The sequence below is a fragment of the Accumulibacter sp. genome (assembly GCF_032229525.1).
GTDB lineage: Bacteria > Pseudomonadota > Gammaproteobacteria > Burkholderiales > Rhodocyclaceae > Accumulibacter.
On record NZ_JAVTWB010000232.1, the window covers coordinates 2928 to 8515 of the forward strand.

Below are 5588 nucleotides of genomic sequence, written 5' to 3' on the forward strand. Positions count from 1 at the left end.
GGTGCTTGGCGATTACCTCGTGGGCCAGGAACTGAAACACGTCGCCAATGCCCTGCCGTCCGGCGCGGTATTCGGCGCCGATGTTGACCGACTGGTCGATCAGTTGGCGATGCACGGCGATGTGCGCTGCAGCGCCAGCGTAGCCGGCGGCGACGAGAATCGCCTCTTCTTCGTCAAAGTGCTGCCTCACGTCGGCCAGCAGCTTGTCGACCATCGAGTTCACTGCGGCTGCCGGCTGCCCGGCAAGCATGGCCGAGAGCAGTTCGTTGGCGTCGGCAAACAGCATCCGATGTCCACCATCGATTGCTTCGTCGCCGCATTCGTAGGCTGATCGCCAGACCAGTTGCACGAGGTTGGCGACGACGTATTCCTCCGTGCCAACCGATCCCTTCACCTCGGGAGCGAGCTGGACCTGGTTGCGGCCGCTCGCCTTGGCCCGGTAAAGTGCTGCATCGGCACGCGCGAACCATGTCTCCCAGGTGTCTCCCGCTTCGCATCCGGCAACGCCGATGCTGACGGTCAGGTGTCCCACCTCCGGAAAATCAGCCCGTTCGATCCTCGCGCGCAAGCGTTCGGCAAGGGTTGCCGCCGTGCGGCGGTTGGTGTTGGGGCACAGGATGACGAATTCCTCGCCTCCCCAGCGCGCCAGCGCGTCGGCGCCACGACGGCTGCCTTGCAGCAGGGTGCTGAGCGTTTGCAGCACCTGGTCGCCGGCCGCGTGGCCGTAGTCGTCGTTGACCGCCTTGAAGAAATCGATGTCGAAGATCAGCAGGCTGAGTGGGTGTTGATACCTCTCGAGGCGTTCCATTTCGTTGCGCACGCACTCTTCGAGCCGCCGCCGGTTCCAGGCGCCGGTGAGTTTATCGGTGCTGGCCACTTGCTCGAGTTCGGCGACTGCTTGCTGCAGCTCCCGGTTGGCCTGCTGCAGGTGGTCCAGTTCTTGCCGTCCCGCAGTGCCCTCCGGCGGCGGCGATTGCGGGTGAATGATCGAGACAATCGACAGCAGCTTGTGGTCGGATCCGTGCACGGGAAGCTTGAGCCAAAGGTACCGAGCGGTCTGTCCGTCGACCGCCAACTCGACCTCCTCGGATGCCGTCGCTGCACCGTCGACGATGCACTGGTCGGCGCGTGCAAGCTGCTTGATCAGGCTTGCCGGCAGAAAATCACTCTCCAACTTCCCGGTAAGAGGTCCTCCGTTTTGACCCAGCAGGCGTTCCATCGCCTGGTTGGCCAGCCGGTAACGTCCATCCGGCCCCTTCACCCCGAACCCGAGACCAGCGACGTGCGTCAGCAGCGACAGCAGCCCGGCCGCCTGTACGAGGCCACCCTTGCCGAGGGCAGGGAGCAATTCGTCGTCAATCATCGTGCTCGTCTCGACGCGCGGCGAGTGCCAGATGGGCCGACGCCGTCGCGCCTCACTTGCCAGATTCGGGCCGGGGCTGCGGTGCCAGTATGACCCGATTACGCCCCTGCGATTTAGCGGCGTAGAGCGCACGGTCGGCGCGGTTCAGGAAGGCCGCGCCCGATTCGCCGGCGACGTAGTCGGCCACCCCGATCGAGATGGTGATGTTGCCGATCGTCACTTCGGTTTTGCCGTTCTTCTTGATACGGCTGCCGGCGACCATCGCCCGTAGCGCCTCGGCCAGCCCCATCGCGCCGCCGCGCGGCGTCTCGGGCAGGAGGACCGCGAACTCCTCGCCGCCATAACGGGCCGCAGTATCCTTGCCTTTCACGTTCGCCTTGAGCACGTGGCCAATGCCGGCCAGCACCTTGTCGCCGAACAGGTGGCCGTGGCTGTCGTTGATCTGTTTGAAGCAATCCAGGTCGATCATCAACAGGCATGGGCCTGGGCCAGGTGTCGGCTTCTGTTGCACGCAAGCCGCCATGGCCAGATCGAAACCCTTGCGATTGACCAGCCCGGTCAGTGCGTCGAGCAAAGCCTCTTCACGGGCTCGCGCGACTTCCTCTCTGAGCTGGGCTGCTTCGCGACGGCTATTAGCCAGTCTCTCCTGCAGCGTACGTATCGCTTCCTGCATTTCGCGGGTGTCGCTCAGAATGTCGGTGACGCCGGCTGCCGGCGCCCAGGTCTCTTCTGCCGGCTGGCCCGCTAGCATATCTGACCACATCACCAGCGACTCGCTGAAGCGTGAGGCCTGGTCGCCAGCGTGGGTGGCCGATTCGGTCATATCGTCGACCAGATGACTGGCGGTGTTGCCGATGCGCCGAGCCGATTCTGCGTCCAGATCGGCGACGTGCTCCTGATACAGTGCACAGGTTCCTTCGTCGCTAAGCTTGCCGCCGTTCCTGAGACGAGTATCGATCGCCGCCTGCAGGCCAAGGTTCATGCCAGAGACATACTCGTACCAGATCGCGTAACTGAGTGGATGCAGTGCTGCGTCCTGCTGGCCCATGTGCTTGATGGCCAGTCGCAGGAACTCGGCGCTTTGCGCGAGACTGTGACGGTACCTCATCGTGCCCCCCCTGTGCTCGTTGTCGCGGCAATTCATACGGCCCGGAGTTCCCTTCATCTGGTGGTGCAGGCAGGCAGGGCTATACGGCCCTTGCGCAACAGGCGTTCAATTTCGTCCGCTGGCAGCGGCCGGCTGAACAAATAGCCCTGCATCTTATGGCAGTTTGCCTGTTGCAGGAAGTCGAATTGCGCGCGTGTTTCCACGCCTTCGGCGATCACCTCGAGGCCGAGACTGTGCGCCATCGCGACGATAGCGGTGGTGATGCCCGCGTCATCAGCATTGTGCGGCAGGCCGCGGACGAAGCTCTGGTCGATCTTCAACATGCCGATCGGAAAACGTTTGATGTACGCCAGCGACGAATAGCCGGTGCCGAAGTCGTCGATCGAGAAATTCACCCCGAGGTCGCGAAGACGACGGAACTCTTCTATGCGCCGGGCGTCCGGTGCCATCAAGATACTTTCGGTCAGTTCCAGTTCGATCTGACTGGCGTCGACGCCAGTATTGGCGATGATCGCGGCGACCGTCCCCAGGAAGTCCTGCGCACGCAACTGGCGGGCCGAAACGTTCACCGCCAGGCGGGGCGTGCTGACGCCGCTCTGCTGCCACTTTCGCAGCTGTCTGCAGGCCGTGCGCAACACCCAGTCGCCGATTTCGACGATCAGGCCGCTGTCTTCGGCGACCGGGATGAATTGTGCCGGGGAAACCGTGCCGCGTTCGGGGTGCCGCCAGCGAATCAGTGCCTCGAGGCCGACAATCATGCCGTCGTCGGCCCGCACCTGCGGTTGGTAGAGGAGGTGGAACTCGGCACGCTCCAGGCCCTTGCGGATGTCCTTCTCCAGCGTCAGTCGAACCATCGTCTCCGCGGTCAGCGACTTGTCGTAAAACTGCCAGTTGTTGCGGCCCAGATCCTTGGCGTGGTACATCGCCGTATCGGCATGCTTGAGCAGGGTGGCGGCGTCGTCGCCGTCCTCGGGGAAGACGGCAATGCCGATGCTCGCCGTGACCGTAACCTCGTGTTCGCCGATCCTGAAGGGTTGGGCAAGCAGCGTCTGCAATCGCTGTGCCACCACCTGCACCGTCTGCGTGTCCTCCAGATCGGGCAGGACGACGGTGAACTCGTCGCCACCGAGGCGAGCCACGTGCATCCTGGGCTGGTACACCCCCGGGCGCGCGACGATGTCGCCGGGGCGCAACTTCTCCTTCAGTTGCTCGGCAATCGCTTGCAGAAGGTTGTCACCGGTAGTGTGACCGAGCGCGTCGTTGACTCGCTTGAAGCCATCCAGATCGAGGAACAGCAGGGCTGCCCTACGATTCGCCCGGCTCGCCCGCCGCAACTCCAGGCCAAGCTTTTCAAGAAAACTCTCGCGGTTCGGCAGGCCGGTGAGGGTGTCGAAATAGGCCAGGCGCCGGACCTTCTCCTCGGTGAGTTTCTGGAGAGAAATATCGCGTACCACCATGACGACCTTGTCCATCCCGCTCGGCGCGAGGCGCGCTTCGTAATGCTTGATGCCGCCAGGTGTCGGCAATTGGTAGACCACTGATTTAACTTCACCGTCCTCTGCCGCACGCGTGATTCCCCGCAGAACGGCCTCGGCGACGTCGGCAGGCAGCATTGCAGACACGTCGCGACCGAGGAACTGCTCCGGCTGGAGGTGCAGCGTCGAGCCGAAACCCGCCTTGTAGTCGAGGTAGATCCCCTGCCTGTTCATCAGGAAGATGGTGTCGGGTATGGCGTGCATGATCGCCGCCTGCTTTTCCTCGAGTTCCAGTAGCTGGCGAGCTTCTTGTGCCGAGCGCAGCACGTAGCGCGCACGATGACCGAGAACCGGCCAGTTGATCGGCTTGGCGATGAAGTCGTTGGCGCCCGATTGGTAGGCCCGGTTGATCGACTCCAGATCGTCCATGCCGGTGACCATGATCACCGGGACCTCGGTCATGCTCCAGCGGTGGCGAATGCGTCGGCATACCTCGAAGCCGTCCACCCCCGGCATGTCCACGTCGAGCAGCACGAGATCCGGCGCCGGCTCGCTCAGCAGTTCGATCGCCTCTTCGCCGCTGCTTGCTTCACGCACCTCGAACTCGAACTGGGTCAGCGTTTCCCGCTCCAGCATGCGCATCACGTGGTCGTCGTCGACGATCAGTGCGGTCGGTCGGCTTGAAGTTTCAGGAACGTGCATTTTCCGAGTTCTCGGCAAGAATGGTCTCCAGCGCGGCGAGGACGCGCGGGATCTCGGATTCTACCTTCTCCAGCAAGGTTTTTGCGTCGTCAGCCGACTCGTGGCGGCTCGCCCCTTCAAGCGTCCGGCAAAGCGCTGCCAGTTTTTCGGCACCGACGTTGGCGCTGCTCGACTTCATCGCATGCGCGGCCTTGCGCAAGGCTGCGGCGTCGCCCGTATCGGCGGCCGTGCGCATTTGCGCGAGTCGTGCCGGGGTGTCGGCGAGGTAGGCGTCGATCACCTTGTTGACCAGCAAGGGACCGTTGGGCCCCGGTAGCTGCCGGATGGCATTGAGCGCGCACGGATCGATCGGCCCGCCGGCGGTCGACGTTGCGGTCTCGTCCGGTGTCGCGGAATGCGTTGGGGCGGCCGCCGTGGTAGCGGCCGGCAGCGATTCGGGCAGCCAGCGTTGCAGGGTGGCCGCCAAGTGCTCGCGGGTGAAAGGCTTGCTCAGGTAGTCGTCCATGCCGGCTGCCAGGCAGCGCTCGCGGTCACCCTCGACGGCATTGGCGGTCAGCGCGACGATCGGCAAGCAGCCGGGCAGCAAGCCATCGCGCTGCCAGGCGCGAATCTGCGCTGTCGCCTCGAGACCGTCCATTCCAGGCATCTGGCAGTCCATCAGAACCAGGCCGAACGCCTCCTGCTGCAAGCGGTCGAGAGCCTCGTGGCCGTTTTCGGCCAGGCTGCACTCGACCCCCAGTGATTCGAGCATGGCGGAAGCCACCTGTTGATTGACGGTATTGTCCTCGGCGACCAGTACTCGCCCGCCCAGGTGCCGCGGCAGCCCTGGGGCCGCCGGCGCCGGTGCCGGTGCCGATGATTGCAGGTCGCCGATTGCGGGCCGATGGCGCGACATGGCGGTGGCGATCGCATCGTAGAGGTCGGACTGGCGCACCGGTTT

General features: G+C 64.0%; 4 protein-coding genes. All 4 read right to left on the reverse strand.

Annotated elements, in window-relative coordinates; genetic code table 11:
• On the reverse strand, positions 1–1363 hold a 1363-nt coding region (locus RUW20_RS18495; RefSeq protein WP_313953690.1), incomplete at its 3' end, for a diguanylate cyclase.
• A 52-nt stretch (positions 1364–1415) separates the two neighbouring features.
• Positions 1416–2471, reverse strand: a complete 1056-nt coding sequence (locus RUW20_RS18500; RefSeq protein ID WP_313953691.1) for a GGDEF domain-containing protein — start codon at positions 2469–2471, stop codon at positions 1416–1418.
• A 53-nt stretch (positions 2472–2524) separates the two neighbouring features.
• Complete coding sequence (locus RUW20_RS18505; RefSeq protein WP_313953692.1) at positions 2525–4648, reverse strand: EAL domain-containing protein; 2124 nt, start codon at positions 4646–4648, stop codon at positions 2525–2527.
• The coding region (locus RUW20_RS18510) for a response regulator (protein WP_313953693.1) at positions 4635–5588 on the reverse strand (954 nt) is incomplete at its 5' end. The genes RUW20_RS18510 and RUW20_RS18505, both read right to left, overlap by 14 nt.